Genomic DNA, 1,811 nt, shown 5'->3' on the forward strand with positions numbered 1-1,811 from the left:
TATTTTAAAATATATGCCCAAGGTTTTATTAACAATAACATAATCATCAGGATTATCTATAATAGAAATTTGTGCATTACTGTTTTGAAAAACAAAATAAATGCAAATAATAAAAACAAAATTAACACTTTTTCTCACCTTTTTGCATTGATTTTAAGAAGATAGAGCTTAAATTATTCTATTTTAGAGATAAAATAAGATTCGCTTAATTTATGTTTAAATTGCCAATTTTTGCCTTTTTTATCAAAAATTAATAAGACATAATTACCCGAATAAGTATATACTATTAAAGCAGTATTTTTATTCAAAGAATACAAAGGTTTAGAAAAAACAAATAAGTTATTTTTTTTATTGAATTTGCGTATCTTTAAATTTGAACTGTCTTTTTTATCAATTGCAAATTTGTCCATTTCTTTTTTAGTATAAATTAATTCATCAACCATAAAAACACGGTCTTTAAAATCAATTTTATCTGGATTCCAGACATAATTGTTATCATCCAGTAGCTTTTTATAATTAACAACTTCAGCTTCAGAAAAAATCGAATCTAATTGATGCTTGATTTTTTTGTGTCTTTTTTCCCTTTTCCAATGGGCATCATTTTTTAAAAAGTTTTGGTAAAATAGTTTGTCAGCAATTTTTTTCAAATAGATTGTGTCTAATGCTCTTCTTATTTTTAGCTGACTTTTATTTACTCTATGATTTGGATGTTCCTTATAGAGGTCCGAACTCAAAAATATTGAGTCTCTTATTTTTTTTGACACAAAGTATCTCTTAATCGCTTCATTAATAATAATATAATCATCGTTATTTTTTATTTCTTTTTTTTGTGCAAAACAAGAAAAAGAACATAAAACTGCTATCAGAATAAAACATACCTTTCTAATTATTGTTGCATTTTTTACCTTTTGCATCATTTTTATTTTGAAATTCATCTATTATAACTTTGTTAATACTTTCTACAGTTTCTTCATCTTCTTCGGTATATCCATCAGAATCGTTTGCTAAAATAAATTCTAAACTATCTTTAAGTCCCAACCAAGCTAATTTTTCATAATAGCTATAGGAAATATTATAACCATTACTTTTTCCATATTCTGATATAGAAGTAGCAATATCCCCAACGAGATCTGTCATATATTGATGCATCCAAAAATCCGTATCTCCAGCATTCATTTCCTCACCACCAAAATGTTCTATTTCAATCTTCATTTGAAGATAAGAACGGACTAAAAAATTGAAGTCTGCATCCCCATTAGTGTTCTCAACTGTCAACTTTCCAGTTTCCATGCCATAAATTAAAATTGCATGAATACTCTCATGTATTGCTGTAGCTACAATAGCTAAATCCGTGCCATTATTTAAAAGGGCATTACTAAGACCAATTTGAATATCTAACTTTCCTAGTTCCCAGCCAGAGTCTACTGAAATTGGATAAGTTCCTCCAGCATCTCCGCTTCCTATATTAGGGTCTTCCCAAAACACTAAATTATAACCATTATCATTTAATTCAAAAATATCTAAAATTAGCTTAGATAAAGGTGCTGATTCTATAAAAGCCCCTTGTATTATTTCGCTTTGACAGGGGTAGTCATCTACCATATCATCTGTTATAATTTGGTCCTCCTCATCTTGATCTTCAAATCCACCACCACTTTCACCTCCAGCAATCCAAGAGATAGTTTCCTCTGCATTATTAAAATCTCCGCCACCTGAAGGACCGTTAAAATAAATATTTGTTACAGAAATTCCAGCATCAGTAGAACCGCCTGCTATTAAAACAACTTCCTCTAGATTTTGATTGCACATAA

The 1,811-nt window shown here is 28.8% G+C and carries 2 protein-coding genes; both read right to left on the reverse strand.

Translation table 11 applies throughout. The annotated features are described in order from the left end of the window. Positions 1-173: 173 nt before the first annotated feature. Positions 174-764 carry a hypothetical protein gene (locus tag EGM88_RS15000; RefSeq protein ID WP_162497594.1) on the reverse strand — a complete coding sequence of 197 codons (591 nt, stop codon included), beginning with the start codon at positions 762-764 and terminating at the stop codon, positions 174-176. Positions 765-882: 118 nt separating this feature from the next. Beyond that, positions 883-1,811 (reverse strand): hypothetical protein (locus tag EGM88_RS15860; protein ID WP_162497595.1); only part of this gene is annotated, 929 nt, incomplete at its 5' end.

Origin of the sequence: Aureibaculum marinum (assembly GCF_003813905.1) — a bacterium.
Classification (GTDB): domain Bacteria; phylum Bacteroidota; class Bacteroidia; order Flavobacteriales; family Flavobacteriaceae; genus Aureibaculum; species Aureibaculum marinum.